General features: G+C 49.0%; 18 protein-coding genes and 1 pseudogene. 11 read left to right on the top strand and 8 right to left on the bottom strand.

The genetic code is table 11. The annotated features are described in order from the left end of the window. The first annotated feature begins 57 nt into the window (after window positions 1–57). Window positions 58–1824, top strand: coding sequence for an alpha-glycosidase (locus tag IC804_RS13515; RefSeq protein ID WP_081157003.1), 1767 nt, complete (start codon window positions 58–60; stop codon window positions 1822–1824). A gap of 66 nt (window positions 1825–1890) precedes the next feature. Here the strand turns inward: IC804_RS13515 and IC804_RS13510 are convergent, their stop codons facing one another. Further along, the gene (locus IC804_RS13510) at window positions 1891–2751 is read right to left on the bottom strand and encodes a helix-turn-helix transcriptional regulator (RefSeq protein WP_081156992.1); all 861 of its coding nucleotides are present in this window, start codon (window positions 2749–2751) and stop codon (window positions 1891–1893) included. Window positions 2752–2878: 127 nt separating this feature from the next. On the opposite strand from IC804_RS13510, the gene IC804_RS13505 reads away from it, so the two are divergent. Then, window positions 2879–4231: an MATE family efflux transporter gene (locus IC804_RS13505; RefSeq protein ID WP_081156990.1), complete on the top strand. Its 1353-nt coding sequence runs from the start codon at window positions 2879–2881 to the stop codon at window positions 4229–4231. A gap of 52 nt (window positions 4232–4283) precedes the next feature. On the opposite strand, the gene asnB is transcribed toward IC804_RS13505, so the two are convergent. Further along, window positions 4284–6131 carry an asparagine synthase (glutamine-hydrolyzing) gene (gene asnB, locus IC804_RS13500; RefSeq protein WP_081156988.1) on the bottom strand — a complete coding sequence of 616 codons (1848 nt, stop codon included), beginning with the start codon at window positions 6129–6131 and terminating at the stop codon, window positions 4284–4286. A 269-nt stretch (window positions 6132–6400) separates the two neighbouring features. On the opposite strand from asnB, the gene IC804_RS13495 reads away from it, so the two are divergent. Then, a complete protein-coding gene (locus tag IC804_RS13495) occupies window positions 6401–6949 on the top strand; it encodes a DUF2777 domain-containing protein (RefSeq protein ID WP_081157088.1) in 549 nt (182 codons plus the stop codon). Between the two features lie 130 nt (window positions 6950–7079). Here the strand turns inward: IC804_RS13495 and IC804_RS13490 are convergent, their stop codons facing one another. The 3 genes from IC804_RS13490 to IC804_RS13480 all read right to left on the bottom strand — a co-directional run bounded on the left by IC804_RS13490 (window position 7080) and on the right by IC804_RS13480 (window position 11445). Continuing rightward, on the bottom strand, window positions 7080–9920 hold the full coding sequence (locus tag IC804_RS13490; RefSeq protein ID WP_011886894.1) for an EAL domain-containing protein: 2841 nt from the start codon (window positions 9918–9920) through the stop codon (window positions 7080–7082). A gap of 122 nt (window positions 9921–10042) precedes the next feature. Beyond that, window positions 10043–10396, bottom strand: coding sequence for a YisL family protein (locus IC804_RS13485; RefSeq protein ID WP_008879076.1), 354 nt, complete (start codon window positions 10394–10396; stop codon window positions 10043–10045). Window positions 10397–10536: 140 nt separating this feature from the next. After that, window positions 10537–11445, bottom strand: a complete 909-nt coding sequence (locus IC804_RS13480) for a fumarylacetoacetate hydrolase family protein (RefSeq protein ID WP_081156986.1) — start codon at window positions 11443–11445, stop codon at window positions 10537–10539. A gap of 309 nt (window positions 11446–11754) precedes the next feature. Here IC804_RS13480 and IC804_RS13475 point away from each other — a divergent pair, with 309 nt between their 5' ends. Then, window positions 11755–11937, top strand: a complete 183-nt coding sequence (locus IC804_RS13475; protein ID WP_223812822.1) for an aspartyl-phosphate phosphatase Spo0E family protein — start codon at window positions 11755–11757, stop codon at window positions 11935–11937. Between the two features lie 12 nt (window positions 11938–11949). Here the strand turns inward: IC804_RS13475 and IC804_RS13470 are convergent, their stop codons facing one another. The 3 genes and pseudogenes from IC804_RS13470 to IC804_RS13460 all read right to left on the bottom strand — a co-directional run bounded on the left by IC804_RS13470 (window position 11950) and on the right by IC804_RS13460 (window position 14228). Beyond that, a complete protein-coding gene (locus tag IC804_RS13470) occupies window positions 11950–13119 on the bottom strand; it encodes a DUF418 domain-containing protein (RefSeq protein WP_081156984.1) in 1170 nt (389 codons plus the stop codon). A 251-nt stretch (window positions 13120–13370) separates the two neighbouring features. Then, window positions 13371–13857: pseudogene (locus IC804_RS13465) on the bottom strand (AMP-dependent synthetase); the annotation flags it as partial. A 146-nt stretch (window positions 13858–14003) separates the two neighbouring features. Further along, window positions 14004–14228, bottom strand: coding sequence for a spore germination protein (locus tag IC804_RS13460; protein WP_008879079.1), 225 nt, complete (start codon window positions 14226–14228; stop codon window positions 14004–14006). A 146-nt stretch (window positions 14229–14374) separates the two neighbouring features. Between IC804_RS13460 and IC804_RS13455 the strand changes: the two genes are divergently transcribed. The 7 genes from IC804_RS13455 (at window position 14375) to IC804_RS13425 (ending at window position 16610) form a co-directional block, all read left to right on the top strand. Then, window positions 14375–14599, top strand: coding sequence for a spore germination protein (locus tag IC804_RS13455; protein WP_008879080.1), 225 nt, complete (start codon window positions 14375–14377; stop codon window positions 14597–14599). A 68-nt stretch (window positions 14600–14667) separates the two neighbouring features. Continuing rightward, window positions 14668–14889 (top strand): spore germination protein, encoded by a 222-nt coding sequence (locus tag IC804_RS13450; RefSeq protein ID WP_008879081.1) that lies wholly within the window; start codon window positions 14668–14670, stop codon window positions 14887–14889. A gap of 15 nt (window positions 14890–14904) precedes the next feature. Beyond that, window positions 14905–15129: a spore germination protein GerPB gene (locus IC804_RS13445; RefSeq protein ID WP_011886890.1), complete on the top strand. Its 225-nt coding sequence runs from the start codon at window positions 14905–14907 to the stop codon at window positions 15127–15129. A gap of 83 nt (window positions 15130–15212) precedes the next feature. Then, window positions 15213–15809 carry a spore germination protein GerPC gene (locus tag IC804_RS13440; protein ID WP_011886889.1) on the top strand — a complete coding sequence of 199 codons (597 nt, stop codon included), beginning with the start codon at window positions 15213–15215 and terminating at the stop codon, window positions 15807–15809. 2 nt (window positions 15810–15811) lie between these two features. After that, window positions 15812–16003 (top strand): hypothetical protein, encoded by a 192-nt coding sequence (locus tag IC804_RS13435; protein ID WP_008879084.1) that lies wholly within the window; start codon window positions 15812–15814, stop codon window positions 16001–16003. After that, window positions 16000–16389, top strand: coding sequence for a spore germination protein GerPE (locus tag IC804_RS13430; RefSeq protein ID WP_008879085.1), 390 nt, complete (start codon window positions 16000–16002; stop codon window positions 16387–16389). Before IC804_RS13435 ends, IC804_RS13430 begins: the two co-directional genes overlap by 4 nt. Continuing rightward, window positions 16389–16610, top strand: coding sequence for a spore germination protein (locus IC804_RS13425; RefSeq protein WP_008879086.1), 222 nt, complete (start codon window positions 16389–16391; stop codon window positions 16608–16610). The genes IC804_RS13430 and IC804_RS13425 overlap by 1 nt, the downstream gene beginning before the upstream one ends. Window positions 16611–16642 lie beyond the last annotated feature (32 nt).

Below are 16642 nucleotides of genomic sequence, written 5' to 3'. Positions count from 1 at the left end.
TCAGAGGATGGCAATCATGCAAACGATTGCTTTCATATATGAAGGAGGAGAGGCCAAATGAGGAAAGAAGCCATCTACCACCGCCCGGCTGACAACTACGCCTATGCCTATGATAGTGAGACACTCCATCTTCGTCTTCGAACAAAAAAAGACGATATCGATCGTGTTGAGCTGCTGCATGGTGACCCGTATGACTGGCAAAACGGAGCTTGGCAGTTTCAAACGATGCCGATGCGAAAAACAGGAAGTGACGAGTTGTTTGATTATTGGTTCGCCGAAGTCAAACCTCCCTATCGCCGGTTACGCTACGGGTTCGTGCTGTATTCAGGAGAGGAGAAGCTCGTTTATACAGAAAAAGGGTTTTACTTTGAGGCTCCAATCGATGATACGGCTTACTACTTTTGCTTTCCCTTTCTTCATCGAGTCGACTTATTCGAGGCGCCGGATTGGGTAAAGGATACAGTCTGGTATCAAATTTTCCCTGAGCGGTTCGCCAACGGCAACCCATCAATCAGTCCAGAAGGATCGCGGCCGTGGGGGAACGAGGATCCAACACCAACCAGCTTTTTTGGCGGCGACTTGCAAGGGATTATCGATCATCTCGATTACCTTGTTGACCTTGGTATTACCGGTATTTACTTAACGCCGATCTTCCGTTCTCCGTCAAACCATAAATACGATACCGCTGATTATTTTGAAGTCGATCCACACTTTGGGGATAAAGAAACGTTGAAAACGCTCATCGACCGTTGCCATGAAAAAGGTATCCGCGTTATGCTCGATGCCGTGTTTAACCATTGCGGCTATGAGTTCGCCCCGTTCCAAGATGTATGGAAAAACGGTGAGTCCTCAAAATATAAGGACTGGTTTCACATTCATGAATTTCCGCTGCAAACAGAGCCGCGGCCGAATTACGATACATTTGCATTCGTGCCACAAATGCCAAAGCTGAACACCGCCAATCCAGAAGTGAAGCGTTATTTGCTTGATGTTGCGACATATTGGATTCGTGAGTTTGACATTGACGGTTGGCGGCTTGATGTTGCCAATGAAATCGACCACGAATTTTGGCGCGAGTTCCGCCAGGCAGTAAAGGCACTGAAACCGGACGTATACATCCTCGGGGAAATTTGGCATGATGCGATGCCGTGGCTGCGCGGTGACCAGTTTGACGCGGTCATGAACTACCCGTTTACAGACGGGGTGCTCCGCTTTTTCGCCAAGGAAGAGATTGGTGCACGCCAGTTTGCTAATCAAATGGTGCATGTACTTCATTCGTATCCGAACAATGTCAACGAGGCCGCATTCAATTTGCTCGGCAGTCATGATACATCAAGAATTCTCACCGTTTGCGGCGGGGATATCCGCAAGGTGAAGTTGTTATTTTTGTTTCAACTGACGTTCACGGGTTCACCATGCATTTACTATGGGGATGAAATCGGCATGACGGGCGGAAACGATCCCGAGTGCCGGAAGTGCATGGTGTGGGATCCGATGCAACAAAACAAAGAGCTGCACCAACACGTCAAGCAGCTGATAGCGCTGCGCAAACAGTATCGGTCACTACGCCGCGGGGAAATCTCCTTTCTTCATGCCGATGATGAAATGAACTATCTTATTTACAAAAAAACAGATGGAGATGAAACGGTGTTAGTCATCATCAATCGGAGCGACCAAAAAGCCGACATCCCGATCCCGCTCGATGCAAGAGGAACATGGCTCGTTAACCTCTTGACTGGGGAACGGTTTGCAGCCGAGGCAGAAACGCTTTGCACCTCCTTACCGCCCTATGGGTTTGTACTTTATGCAATAGAACGTTGGTAGACCTGTTTCATAGACAATCATAATAGCAGCCAATATATGAACACCGGTGCAGCCGCTGCACCGGTGTTATACGCGTTGGGCTATACGCCGATACTCAGTCGGCGTCATCCCTTCCATTTTTTTAAATAAACGCGAGAAATAAGCGCTGTCATCAATGCCAACTCGTTTGGCGATGGCCTCGACCGTTTCATTTGTTTCAGCCAACCATTGTTTCGCCTTTGACAATCGGTAGTACGCCAAATAATGGCTAAAGCCCATCCCGAGCGTTCTTTGCATGCACCGAGTGACGTAATCCGGATGAAAGCGAAGCTCGCGAGCAACCCTCTCCAATGTCACTGGCTCGCAGAAATGGTTTTCGATATACGCCACCGCCGCAGCGCTGACCTGTTCTGAAGCGTTTGGAACAGAAAGCTCTTGCTTTTGCAAGTGCCAAAGGAATTCGACAAACAGAAGCAACTGCCGCAGCGGCCGCTCGATATCCCGATCGACGTTTGACTCAACAATCTGGTTGAGCAGCTGTTCAGCCCTCTCTCGTTGTTTTAATTCCCCATATTGGCGAATGGCGAGCCGATATTGGATCGGTTCCGTGTACGTCGCCTCTTTTTCCATCACTGTTTGCCGACTGACTGGGTGATCGGCAACCACTTCATAATCCGTCAACAAAAAATGAAGCCAAACATACTCCGTCCGTTCACTGCACGGACGATGCCCGTAATGTTCCCTTCCCGGGATCAACAGTAAATATTGTCCACTGCCAACGGCAAATTCACGTCCGTCTTCCGTCATATATAAGCAGCCTTGTTTGACATAAAGCAAGTCGAAGACCGAAAACGTTCGGCGGAAATGACGTTTTCCTGCTGGAAATACACTTTCCGCCCCTTTAATGAACACAGGCAAAGGTGGCAACGAAAACGTGACATAGTCCATCGTCATCCCCTCTTTTCTTGTCGGAAAAATGCAAGTGAAATCGTTTCTCTCTCTTTCCATTATGCAACAAACTGGCTAAACTTGATATATCGTTCTAGTCGGAATAAGAAAAAGGAGTTGTCACAACATGCGCCGTGAGGCCAAAACGTGGTCACTGTTTTCATTGACGTGGCCTATTTTTATTGAAACGATGCTGTATATGGTGATGGGCAATGCTGACACGCTCATGCTCAGCCAGTACTCAGATCATGCGGTCGCTGCCGTCGGGGTTGCAAATCAAATCATCGCCTTAACGATCGTGTTGTTCAACTTCGTTGCCTTGGCAACGGCAGTTCTCGTCGCGCAATATTTAGGCGCCAAGCGAGAACAAGAAGCGATCGAAGTATCACTTGTTTCCATCGCCGCTAACTTGTTGTTTGGACTGCTGTTGAGCGCCTGTTTGGCTGCGTTTAGCTCATCGATTTTGCGGATGATGGATTTGCCGGCAGAGCTGCTTGATGAAGGGAACCGTTATTTAACCATTGTCGGCGGATTTTCATTCATTCAGGCGCTCATGATGACGGTCGGTGCCATCTTGAAAAGCTACGGCTTTACGCGGGATACGATGTATGTAACGATTGGCATGAACGTCTTGAATATCATCGGCAACTATTTCCTTATTTTCGGATCGTTTGGCCTCCCTCCCCTCGGGGCGGAAGGAGCGGCCATTTCAACAGCAGTAAGCCGGCTGATCGGTTTTGCGGTGTTGGTTGCTTTATTGTCCAAACGAGCAGGCATTTCCCTTGCCCCGCGGGCGTTTCGTACGCTACCGTTCCGCCATTTGCGCTCGTTGCTGAAAATCGGCGTTCCAGCAGCCGGGGAACATCTTTCTTACAATACAGCGCAAATGGTCATCACCTACTTCATCACATGGCTTGGCGCTGAAGCGCTAACCGTGAGGGTGTATACACAAAACATTATCATGTTCGTGTTTTTATTCGGCATTGCAGTCAGCCAAGGGACGCAAATTCTTGTCGGCCACTTCGTCGGCGCCGGACGGTACAAAGAAGCGTACGACCGCTGCTTAAAAAGCTTATACAGCGCAATCGCTATATCAGTGCTAATGGCCGCTGTCACCTATTGGTTCGCCGAACCATTGCTCTCACTCTTTACTGATGACCGGTCAATGATTAACCTTGGCCGTAAACTATTGCTGTTGACCATCATCCTAGAACCAGGCCGCTCCTTCAATCTAGTCATCGTCAGCTCGCTCCGAGCGGCCGGGGATGTGCAATTCCCTGTCTATATGGGCATTTTGTCCATGTGGGGAGTCGGAGTGACGGTAGCGTATGTATTTGGCATTGCCCTCGGGTTTGGCCTTGTCGGCATTTGGCTATCGTTCATCGCTGATGAATGGTTGCGCGGACTATTGATGCTTTGGCGATGGCGGTCGCGCATCTGGATGAAAAAAGCGGTGGCGCCGCAAGCGAAAATGGCATAGTACTGCTCTCTTTGCTATTCAATAGAATAAGAGCTGCGCCCTCACGCAGCTCTTATTCTTTAATATGAATGCCGTAATGGTCAAACCAAACATGCACCTGGCCAAGATAAGCAAGCAGCTGTGGTCCGGTCATGAGTTGCCCGAACCATGGCATTTGGAACGACTTCCCTCCCGATTCAACAAGCGCCGTCAGTTTTTCTTGATCGAAAAACTCGTGCAAGATAGAAGAACGATCACGAAGCAGTTGCTTGAGCCATTGCTTCACCAACTTCGTATACAGCGGATGGTGTGTTTTCGGGTACGGACTTTTCTTTCGATAGAGCACGTCTTGCGGAAGCAGCCCTTCAAGTGCTTTGCGCAAAATACCTTTTTCTCGTCCTCCGTACATTTTCATTTCCCATGGGATATTCCAAACATATTCAACGAGCCGGTGATCAGCAAACGGCACACGTACCTCAAGGCTCGCCCCCATGCTCATCCGGTCTTTCCGGTCAAGCAGTGTCGTCATAAACCAAATCATATTTAAGTAAAACAGTTCACGCCGCTTCGCCGCCTCGGCACTTTCCCCTTCAAGACGCGGCACTTCAACAAGCGTTTCTTCATAACGCATTTGCACGTAGTCGTCAAGGCGAAGTTTTTTCCGCCATTCTTCTTTTAACAAGCCAATGCGCGCTTCAATCGAGCGCATCCACGGAAACCCTTTTCTTGCTAAGTCATCTGGACGATGAAACCACGGATAGCCGCCGAAAATTTCATCCGCACATTCTCCAGATAAACTCACGACAAACTGCTCACGAATTTGTTTACAAAACCAAAGGAGCGAAGAATCGACATCAGCCATGCCTGGAACGTCACGGACGATCACTGCATCACGCAAATGTTGGAACAGCTCTTCTTGAGTGATCACGCAGCGATGGTGGATCGTTTGAAACTTGTTTGACACTTGTTCAATAAACGGCGCATCTGTATTTGGCTGAAAATCGTTCGCCTGAAAATATTGATCGTTTCCTTCATAATCGATCGAGTACGTATGGAGCGGTCCTTTCCCGTTAGCGGCGAAAGCGTTGGCGGCAATCGCTGTAATGGCGCTTGAATCAACGCCGCCCGACAAAAAGGTGCATACCGGCACATCGGAAACGAGCTGGCGTGTGACAGCATCGGTCAATAAAAAACGCAGCTTCTCGATCGTTTCCCCGAGCGAATCACGATGGACATCGCTTTCGACGTTCCAGTACCGCCAGACGCGAAGCCCGGTACGGGAGAAGGTTAACGCGTGCGCCGGGCGCAGTTCCTGGACACCATAAAATACTCCATGTCCCGGTGTGCGCGACGGACCGAGCCCAAATACCTCCGCTAACCCTTCATAACTGACTTCTGCTTTTACATCAGGGTGAGCTAAAATTGCCTTCACTTCGGAGCCGAACAGCAACTCTTCAGCCTGTTGACGGTAAAACAATGGTTTGACTCCAAGACGGTCACGCGCCATAAATAACAGTTCCCGCTCCTCATCCCAAACAGCAAAGGCAAAAATACCGTTTAACCGATCGACACATTGTTCTTTCCACTCTATATAAGCGGCGAGCAGCACTTCTGTATCAGAATGGCCGTCAAACCGGTAGCCTTTGTGCAACAGTTCTTTACGGATGTCTTCCGTATTGTATAGCTCACCGTTGTAAACGATCGTGTAGCGGTGTCCGTTTTTGTTCCGGATCATCGGCTGTTTGCCGCCGGCCGGGTCAATAACGACGAGCCGCTTATGACCGAACGCAGCATGAGTGTCGAGCCATGTATTCGTATCGTCCGGTCCACGTTTAGCGAGCGTCTCCGTCATCCTGGTAATCACCTCTTGCTTACGGCGCAAATCACGCCCGAAATGCACCCAGCCAGTGATGCCACACATACGAACCAATCCTTTCTTTATCAAAAATGGCAAATAAATATTTGTTCGCCCGAACCGTTCACATTGTTCTTTCGATCGCCCGTTCCCCTTTTTCCTCGCGGCTATCCTCGACTATCGTTCCTCCTAGCAGAGCGATAGTCATTGCCGCTTCGGCATGATTCCATTTTATGCACTATCGTTGATTTCGATGAATTGTCCGAAGACAACAACCAAACGAATAAACAAACAAAAAAGTGGAAAAAAAGAGGAATACAAGGAGGATGAAAAAATTGGATATTGAAGAGCGCTTGCAGTGTATTGCTGAACAGCCCCGTGCTTACGTGCAAGGAACTGTAGAGTTTGTGAACGATGAATGGATATTTTTTGATGAAGAGGCGGAGGAAGCGTCTCTAGTCGAAGAAATGGCGGAACAAGGCATCGAGCTGTTCCGCTATGGTCACTGGCTATCCGGACAGTGGCAAGAAACCGGCATGATCGCTACTGATCTCGGCATTTTTCCCCTGACAAACGGCGACCGTATCCGTTTCCGCAAACGGCTGACATATGCGTATCGGCAATGGCTGGCCTCGCTCCCCGATCCAGCTTTTTTTCAGTTCGTTCAATGGCTAAACAGCCTCGGTTTTTCTCTTTACGATTGCCTGTATTGCTACAACGGCCTATTGTTTGCCAAATCAACCGGCGTCAATTTCATCATTTATGACAACACCGAACAGATCGGTAGTGTCCACCATTACTATGAGCGCGGCCAAGCATCCAGCGACCGATTTGAAATCACGTTGAACAACGGTGAACGGGCCATTTGCACCCAAATCGGCTGAAGACGAAAGCGGTCGGCAGCTGCGTTGTTTCGCTGCTGACCGGGTATCCCGCCTTCAACTGAAAAGTAAACAGCCACTTTATCGGATACGGTGGCGACGTTATCCTTATTGATCAACTAGATAAAAATACTTATTGCTGCCCTGCCACATACGGAGTCACCTCTTCAGCCATAAGCGGCGGACAAAGCGCATACCCTTGAGCATAGCTACATTGTAAGTCGCGGAGACGTTCAAGCTGTTCTAGCGTCTCAACCCCTTCAGCAACCGTTTCGAGCCCTAACCCACGCCCCATTGTAATCATCGCGCTAACGATAGCCGCATCGGACGCATTAGCATGCAAATGCTCGATAAACGCCCGGTCAATTTTCAAAATAGTCGCCGGCAGCTGCTTTAAATAATGGAACGAAGAATACCCGCTCCCGAAATCATCAACGGCGATGCCAACGCCAAGCCGCCTTAATTCGTCTAGCGTTCGCATCGTGCTCGATAGATGACGAAGCATCGAATGTTCCGTCAGTTCAAGATGTAGGCATGACGGCGACAAATTCGACTGCTTGAGCGCTCGTTTCACATCATCTACAAATCGTTCATGCTGAAACTGTACGGCAGAAACGTTGACAAAAATAGCTAGTTTGTCATTGCCCGTCATCTCTTGCCATCGCTTCGTCTGTTGGCAAGCAGTTTGCAGCACCCAACGCCCGATTTCATGAATCCATCCGGTTTCTTCAGCCAGTGGAATAAACTCATCCGGCCGCACCAGTCCAAGCTGCGGGTTCCGCCAACGAATAAGTGCCTCTGTAGCGATGACCGCACCAGTCCGTACGTTGACAATGGGCTGATAGCAAAGGAACAATTCATTTTTTTCGACTGCCTTGCGTAAATAGCTGTCCATTTCCAGCCGGTGCACCGCTTCTTCATTCATTTGAGCACAGTAGCGCTCCACCCGGTTGCCGCCGCTTTTTTTCGCGCTGTTCATTGCCATGTCGGCATGACGCAACAACGTGTGTTCGTCCGCTCCGTCATCGGGAAACACGGCTAATCCGATACTGGCCGTAATAAAAAACTCTTTTTGGCTATACACTGTCGGTTTCGATACTTCGCGTACAAGTTGAAGCGCGGTTTCGGTCGCCGCCCCGGCGCTCGTTTTTAACGGAAAAAGCAAACAAAACTTATCGCCATGAAATCGTCCAAGTTGCGCTCCGGCCGGCAGCACGCGCTTCATACGCTCAACAAGTTGACGCAAAATATCGTCGCCAGCGTAATGACCAACACTGTCGTTAATCCATTTAAACCGGTCGAGATCAATTAAGGCGATTACTACTTTCTGCTGTTTCTGTTTCGCTCTTTTCAGTTGTTTAGAAAACAATTCCATCCATTTCGTCCGATTCGGCAAGTTTGTATCCGGGTCGTAGTACGCCAAATAAGAAATTTTCTCCTCTGCTTTCTTTTGCTCTGTAATGTTGTGCCCGATCCCGTAAATGCCGACCTTTTTCCCGTCAACAATAATCGGGATGTTTTTCATTTGAAAAAGGAGCCGTTCTCCTGACTTCGTCGGAATTTCCAAATCATACGTTTGCACATTTCCGCGCAGTGCCCGGTAAAAATAGCGGGTGACGCGGGGGATGTCGCTTGAATGAACATACTTGAGGGAATTGGTATATAAAATTTCTTCTTTCCTATAGCCAAGCACTCGTTCAAAGGCAGGGTTGACGCTTGTAAAATGACCGTGCAAATCGGTGGAATACACAATATCGGTATTATGTTCAAACAGTGATTTATATCGCTGTTCAGACATCTGCAGGCGGGCATGAAGCCGTTCCATATCGCGTGATGATGTCGACATCAACTGAGCTAACGTCGTTATCCCTTCCGGCGGCTGCGGTATATCCAAAGTTGGCCTGTCTTGTGTCGACACTGCCCCTTCCATTAATGAAACAGCAGCAAACGCTCCTAAGCGCCCAGTTGTATACGCGTCTTTTACCATAACCTCCATAGCCGGAAATGAAGTAGCTTTCCCGAACGCTGAAACCATCCCCTCAAGCATTGGACGCGTATACCCTTCTAATGCCGTACTATAGTAAAATATCATGTCCCCGACTGGTTGCTTAGCCGTTTGTATCGTCAAATCGTGCATGCTTGAGTAAAATGAGGGAGCATGCATGTAAGCAAATCTCACTTTTTCCCCTTCACTAACATGGCCGTTGACCGTGATCGTTCCGTTTTCACCCATCCCTATGATCGGCAAGCAATCATAATATCCGTTCCGCTCCACAACAAAAGGAAACTCCATTCCAGAAAATGGTAATCGATCAATAAATTCTTTCCCTAAATAGCGTTCTAAATAAAGTGATGCTTTTTGCCCGTCGAGCTCGCCGATCTGTTGGTCGGAGCTTTTCGTTACTAAGAACGCCAAACCAACAGGTTCCCATAAAAACGGGGAGAAACAGCGGACCCGAAGTGACGCGCCGCTGAATGAGACAGCGACCACCCCCTTATCAAGACGGCCGTCGCGCGAAAATAAAGCGCAACCGTCCGGAAGGGTGCAGCCGACGATGGTCATCCGTTCGTTGGCAAGCGGCAAATGACGGAGAAGAGGCAGCAAAGCAGCGCGGCAATCGGTAAATAATAAGAGCAATGCCGTTTCTTCGTGAATGACCGCCTCTGCGATCTGCGCGGCCAGCTCGGTCGGATGAGCAGAGTCAACCGCCGACAAGGCCAGCGACGAAACACTGGATTGCGCCATTGACATCACGCTGGCTAAAAACGTTGTTTCGCCGATGATCGGCAATGATCCCGCCACTCCGACAAGATGGGCGCTCGGCCAACGGCGTGCCGCTAACTCGACCGTATGGCGAACCTGCTCTTCATCGTCAGCGGCAACTTGGATGAACAATGACCCAGGCAGCGCAGAAAAATCATCCTCGACTAGCCGGTACAGTTCCTCGGCATGGCGGCAACGCAACGAACGCATGAACAATAACGCCTCCCCCATCAACAAAACAATCAGAATACTAAAAAATAATTATTGATTTTAACATACTACATTTTTCTCGAAGGAAAAAGCGGCAACCCGCTGTTGGGCTACCGCTTTGTTTAGAACAAATCAAAGCCGAGCGGCAACAGCAAACCGAGGAATAACGTCACAACAAGCGCAATCACCCATTGCGTCCATCCTGCCGCCATGCTTTTTCCTTTTTTTCCCGCCACAAGAACCATTTCCATCGCTCCAATTACCCATAATCCGGCGAGCGCTTTCAGCCAGTAAAGTCCAGAAATCGAGGCGATGCTATGCAACAAAAGCAAACCGGTAATGATAGTTATAATATAAAACAGCCGCAAAACCATTTTTATAATGTTGGCTTTGGCCGCCCCTGAACGCTGCATCGATACAGCGATCAAGAATAAGATAATCATAATGAACCAGCTCGTAATATGGGCATGTGTCAATGTGTATCCCTCCAACTTTCCCAAGTCCATTCTCATCATAGCATGGGCGGCAAGCTGTTGACAAACATTACGAAAGATGAAAAACTCCTCTATTTTTGATAACCCTTTTCGGCGGCATGCTATCTCTGTTTGTGCTTAGCTCATTCCCCGACTTTGTTGCGCAGCGTGCCGATTCCCTCGATGGTCACTTCGACGACATCACCTGCTTGCAAAAAGCGCGGCGGATTCATTCCTTTGCCGACCCCAGCCGGCGTTCCTGTAGCAATAATATCGCCCGGTTCAAGCGTCATGCCTTTTGAGATCGTCTCAATGATCGATTCAATCGGAAAAATAAACTGTTTTGTGCTCGCCTGCTGCCGTACTTCGCCGTTCACTCGCGTTTCAATGCGTAAAGCGTTCGGATTTGTTACAAATTTGCTTGGCACGATCCATGGCCCCATCGGACAGAACGTGTCCAAGCTTTTGCCGAGCAAATATTGTTGGTGTCGCTCCTGCAAATCACGGGCGGTCACATCATTGATAATCGTGTATCCAAATACGTAATCGAGCGCTTCTTCGCGGCTAATCGCCTGCCCTTTTTTACCAATGATCAATGCGAGCTCCCCTTCATAGTCCACTTCGTCAGTGACATCCGCATGGCGCAAAATCGTTTCCTCATGGCCAATGACCGTCGTCGGCGTTTTCGAGAAGACGATTAAATGCTTCGGTACATCAGCGGCATCTCCCAGCTCAAGCGCATGGTCAACATAGTTTTTGCCGATGCAAAAAACGTTTTTCGCCGGCCGCGGAATCGGGGCAAGGAGGCGAATATCACCAAGGCGATAGACGTAGTTCGCTCCCGAGTAGCGAAGAGCCCAATCGGCAACTTCCCGAGCTCGAGCCAAAAAAGCATCCCCTTGGGCGATGGCCTCTAGCATGGATGACGGAATGGTCTCCTTCCCGTCCATCGCCCGTTCAGCACGGCGCAAATGAATAGCCGTCTCCTCCCCTTCCGGCACCACTCCGATTGCTGGTTCTCCTCCATTGAAAATAGCCGTAATTAGTTTCACTGTCTTCCTCTCCTTCTCTACCTAAGTGTTCAAATGCACGGGAGCAGGCATACAGACTGCATCCCCCCATCGCAGCGCATTGACTATTCTATTCGCTATTCACGAGACAAAGTCCTGTTTTTTGTAGAATTTTGTCTAAATTAGGAAATTTACCACTTATTTTCCCGAATCGCTTCCTTTTTCCGTCGTTATATGTATAATAATGTTTAGTTTCCACTATAGCTGTCAGTTATGACCTTAGTCATACAACAAAGGTCTCACCTCGGTCACTGGTAGCGACAAGCCTTAACCAACATTTCAATAGAATTGATGGTGAAGGAAATGGTTCTCCTACTAATCGAAGAAAAACGACAACAAATGATCGAATTGGCTCTCACCTATGGATTTACAGCGAAAGAAACGATCCAATGCAGCCAAGAGCTTGACCGATTGATCAACCAATATTTGCAGCAAACCACGGTTTTTGAACCGCCTGTTCCATCCGTCCAATGAGGGACGGATTTTTTATTGACCCGGCTGTCGTCGAAAAGGTGGACGCATCCCGTACGTTCCCCATCTCCACAGCCACTCTGCCGGGCCAAAACGAAATCGGGTGAACCAACAGTGGCTTGCCCATAAACTAGCGACATATATCCCGATCGCCAATAGCGCTCCTTGCCATTCGTTCAATTGTCCGTACCATCCAAGACCATAGCTGTAAAAAAGGGAGGTGCAAATGAGTGACTGTGTGAGATAGTGAGTAAGCGACATTCTTCCGGCATCTTGCAGCCATCGCCACACTGGCTGCCAGTTCGTTTTCCTGCAAACCAACATGGCAGCAATGGCGTAGAACACTGCCAAAACAGCACCTCCAAAGTTGTCTTGAATATACATCGTCAACGTGTTGGCCCCAGCCCAATACGGAATCGTTTTTAACGCCAGGCCAAGACATAGCGCTCCACTCATCAAACGTCGCAGCGCAGCGGTTGGATAGCGTCCGGCCTCGAGCCAATGCTCTTTAGCGGCATATCCGCCGAGGAAACAAAACGGCAATACAGCCAACAACGTAAATAAAAGTCCGCCATCACCATTGAGATACGACCAATCGTGCCATCGCTGCCAAAATACCTCGCGAAACGTTCCGCTTTGATAATGGTGAAGGGCGGCAGCTGCCTCTGCCGCTTGGCCCTCAGCTGTCTCCGTTCCCCCGGCCAGCATACTCATGAATAGCAACAATATTACGAGGATGTGAAAAAAGAAAAAACCGGCCAACGCCGCCATCCGCCACCAATGTGACGGGGCGTTCATGAACAAAAGCAAAATAAGCCCGGCAAGCGCGTACGGAATTAAAATATCGCCAAACCAAAGGCCGAATGCATGAATGATGCCGATCACAAGCAAAAGGAGGAAGCGGCGCAGCAAAATCGGAAACGGCCGCTCCCCACGCTGGTGCAATCGGTGGCAAAGTACGATCGTACCGAATCCGAATAAAAAGGCAAACAGCGGATAGGCGCTTGCTTCAAACAAAAGATCGATCGCTGCGGCAACCACACGGTTGAAGGTGTTGCCGTCAACGTCTTCCACATATAACGCCGGTGACGAAAAATAACGCATATTAACAAGCAAAATACCAAACAAGGCAAACCCGCGCAAAACATCAACTGCCGCAATTCGATCTGCCGATAAAGGCGTCACATGATCCCTTCTTTCTATCTCTCCGTTATGTCGAGGAGGCCAGCTCACCTATTCAGCAACATCATCGCATCGCCCAACGCCTCATCAGCTCACTTTACAGCTAGCGGTCATGTCCCCGCCGAACCGCGCCCTTCCGTCATGTGAGGCGATTCGTCCGCCTGTCGTTTTCATTTCGTGTCTCTGGTTAGCGCAGTGGTGCATCCGTCACGTCATCCGTTTACGTAACACCCCGCTTTTTCGAGCGAATCCCACTATTGACGGTGTAAATACACTTTTTGAATTTTTCCAAAGGCGGTCTTTGGCAGTTCATCCACAAATGCTACGCCTTAAAGTGAGCCAATTTTTCCCGCGAAAAGGTGATCAGTTCCTCTTCGTATGCCCGGGGTTGAACAACGACGAATGCATACGGCGTTTCCCCATTTTTCATGCGACACGGCGATAACGAATGACCGTTTCGAGCATAGCTGGATGAGCATAAAGCGTTCCTTCGACTTCAACCGAGGAAATGTTTTCTTCTCCACTAATAATATCCTTTTTTCGGCTGACGATATCATTATGTCCTGTCGTCATATCTCCTGCATGCAGCCAACTGTCGCTTCGTCATTTTTCCAATCCCCTTTGGCTGCGGGCAATCACCTCACCGATTACCCGTCCACTCTGCAGCACTTCCTCTCCGTGATCGTTGACGACTTTCACTTCGCATCCGATCATCGGATAGCCGGTTTTTGCTTTCTTCCGCTGCTTTTATTCAGCAGGCATTCCGATGGGTATGCACAAAGCGGTACGTTCATCTCCCCGACCATATATTTTAGAAAATTCCCAATAACATTATATAGTGAAGATAGAAAAAAAAGAAAAAGACGGTCTTTTTCATTGTCGACCGTCTAGTTGTTTCCTTTTACACCAGAATCAAACACATCTGAATCAATCGTATTCGTGACGCTGCAAAACGTGTTCGTTTGCAAAAACTCAGCAGTATTGCCACCGCCGGCACCGGAGTTCGCTTTTAATGTACTTTTGGGAGCGATTTGTAACACATCCCCCATGTTTACGGTGCCGTTGCCGTCCACGCTCGTAACCTTAATCCCGCCAATGACGATTGCTGGCATCGCCTTCTCCTTCCTTTCTCTCCATTCCCCTTTTTTTATCGTATGCAGCCAAGCTGGCGGCCACCTAGACCTCTGTCCTCCACTGAACCGATTTTTCTCCCCTTTCATACAATATAATTAAAGATACGGGGGGAGGAGGAAGTCTTATGCCTTCATTTATTAGTGGCCCGATTAAAATTACCCATGTGAGCGGGGATGGCACCGTCAATTTTGGCGATGTATTACAAATCGCGCCAAAGAGCACAGGTAAGTCGCATGCCGGCGCAGGTGGCAGCAACTGCGGAGATTTCTTGCAGACGAATACGTTTGTTAGCTTTACGAACACAGGAGATCCGGACTTTTCCGACTCGAATAATACAGCCAACAATTAGAGCGAACGTTTTCCGACTTGTGCCCATACACTAGTATTACCTACGAAGTGATGAAAGGAGCATGCCCCATGCCGGCTTTTGTCGGAATCGTGAAACTGAACAGCGTCGGGAGCAGCGGCGTGTTCCATATTGGAGATGTGTTTGCGATTTCCCCGCAAAGTGTGTCAAAAACGTTCGCTGGAGCCGGTTCGTTTAACACTGGCGACGGGCTTTATATCTATAACTATTACAGCAATACGAACACGAATGACGCTGATGTTGCCGACGAAAATGTCGTTGGCAACGTATAGAGGAGGGGAAGGAGGTTGAATTTTTATATCAGCCAAAGCATTTGCATTCATCAATTGCGGATCGGTTCGGTGACAAACTCATCCGTTTTGCAAATTGGCAGTGCTGGCAGCATTCAGGCACTGTCGACGCTCTCCAACACCGGTGGATTCACCGGTCCAGCCCCGCAAGCGACTGTACCGCTCGGTCCGCAAGCGCAACCGGTCGGCCCTCTCGTTCCTCTCCATTCGGCCAATCTCTAAACTCAACAGAAAAGAGTGATGAGAACCAGGGGACGTCCATATACTGAAGTAAGAGGGCTCTTAGGAGAGGATGGGAGTGCACGATGAGTTTATACGAGTATTTCGTCAAGCTACACCGCTATTTATCATGGCAAACCAAAAAAATACGGGTGCTTGAACGACGCCTTCGTATTCTCGAAGCCCAGCTTCAGGAAATCGAGGCCCAGCCGCGCACATCGATCGAACGGATTGAATATAAATTTGATCAACTCAAAATCGAGACGCTTGAAGGGACGCTAAACATCGGAATCACCCCTCCAGGAACCGGGGAAACAATTGAAGACTTTGCCGTTGACCCAGAAAAAACAGTGATTTCGAAGCCGGAACCCGTGCTGATGCGCCCCATTCAAGAAAAAGTGGCCTCCTACCTCAACAAGGAAGCACCGGAAACGCTAAAACAGCTTGAACGCCAATACGGCCGCAGCCTTGACGATACGTACCGGCAATTTATTTTGCAAGACATTGCCCGGCAAACGGACGAACGCATTCGTTTTTATTTGCAGGAGAAAGCGAACAATGGTTATGTTCCGCCAGGTGACCGCGATGAGACGGTCGAAAATGAAATTTTTCAAAAAGTGAAAGCTGACATCGAACAATCGCTTGATGCGTTTCTCAAACATTTGCCTTCTGGGGGGGGATAAACGTGAATTACACCGTCATCAACCGCGATGTGCACGTCAGCGATATCCATCTTGTGGCGGTCGCCAGCGCCTCACTGTTTTTAATCGGCGACGCCGATGTGATCAACTTATCATCTGCGTTTGACACACCGCCGGAATCGCTTATTATCGGTCCGTTCGTTCCGCTCGTGCAGGTTCGAGGGGAAGAATCGTGAAGCGAACGTCAGTTGTGCAAGCATTTCATTCGGAAACAGTAGTCATTAGCTCTGTATTGCAAATCGGCGATTCAGAACGGATTTCTGCCCGTACATGCGATTTAGCCGTTCAGCGGCAACACGAGTTGTTTTTCGGTTCAGAAGGAGAACAAACATTCCCCGTCTTTACAAAACCGATCCCACGCTGGTCTTTTCCGTCGCCGATCACTTCAAAGCAGACGCTCCATCAATCTCCGGTCATTTCAGCTCGGTCAGTCCGCGTGCTCGGGATTTCTTCTTCGTCTATCGTTCATATCGGGTCAACCTCCACCGTAGAGGCGGAGTCACGAATTAAACATATCCGCCATCTAGACGGTCCTGCGCCAACAAGAGGGAGGGATTCGTAATGCCTTCATTCGTTGGACCGATTAAAATCAATTCCGTCGAAGGCGGCGCCGTCGTCCAAATGGGTGATTGCCTGTATATTGCACCGAAAGTCGCTACAAAAGCACTAGGCGGATCCGGCGGCTTTAATACTGGTGACCTCATCATGACGAACAACGTCATTAGCTTTACGAACACGATTGACTCAGATGTGTTTGACCAAAACGTTACCGCTAACAACTGAACATGACCAAAAGCCAACAAACAGAGGGGGCA

This window comes from Geobacillus sp. 47C-IIb (assembly GCF_014679705.1).
GTDB lineage: Bacteria > Bacillota > Bacilli > Bacillales > Anoxybacillaceae > Geobacillus > Geobacillus thermodenitrificans.
This window is presented reverse-complemented; position numbering and strand designations above follow the sequence as displayed.